General features: G+C 58.3%; 1 protein-coding gene. It reads left to right on the top strand.

Annotated elements, in window-relative coordinates; translation table 11 throughout:
* Nucleotides 1-65 precede the first annotated feature (65 nt).
* Nucleotides 66-527, top strand: a complete 462-nt coding sequence (locus SB753_RS34510) for a helix-turn-helix domain-containing protein (protein ID WP_410804515.1) — start codon at nucleotides 66-68, stop codon at nucleotides 525-527.
* The last annotated feature ends 68 nt before the right edge of the window (nucleotides 528-595 follow it).

Below are 595 nucleotides of genomic sequence, written 5' to 3'. Positions count from 1 at the left end.
AAGTGATCCTGGTAAAACTGCTTGGATTTCGGTAACCTGGATTTTTCCCTGGTGCCGAGGTGTCGATGAAATGCCATGTCAACCTTGTGAAGGCTGAGGAAATCACATTGCAGGAGATGGCGATCAATCACCGGTTCAAGAACACGCGCCGACGCGCCACCGGTCTTTTGATGCTCGCTCGGGGGGATAAGCCAAAGGTCGTTTGTGAAGCCCTCGGTGTGAGCGACCAGGCTGTCTACAACTGGGCTCACGCGTGGCGTATTGGAGGCGTTTGCGCGCTCATGGGCGGTCACAACGGCGGTCGGCCGCGTGCGCTTCCCGATGACGTGGTCGCTGTCGCGCTGGAGATTGCGCGGGCAGAGCCGCTTACCCTGGTCCAGATAGCTCGACGCGTTGAGCAGGCACAAGCCCAGGCGCTGCCCTGCAAGATAGAAACGCTGGGTGAAGCCCTCAAGCGTGCGGGCTTCACTTTCAAGCGCAACCGCTTCTCGCTGAAAAAAAGCGCAATGAACGGGAGTTCGAGATGAAACAAGCCACGCTTGAGAAGCTTCAGGTCGCCGCGCGCGATGGCCAGTGTCGCCTGTTCTATTTCGAC

Source organism: Paraburkholderia sp. SIMBA_053, from assembly GCF_046534895.1.
GTDB lineage: Bacteria > Pseudomonadota > Gammaproteobacteria > Burkholderiales > Burkholderiaceae > Paraburkholderia > Paraburkholderia caledonica.
The sequence above is the reverse complement of the archived record's forward strand: the minus strand, read 5'-3'. Positions and strand labels throughout refer to the sequence as shown.

Excerpts from the sequence above, each read along its gene's own strand:
- SB753_RS34510 (WP_410804515.1), top strand. The coding sequence starts at position 66 with ATGAAATGCCATGTCAACCTTGTGAAGGCTGAGGAAATCACATTGCAG.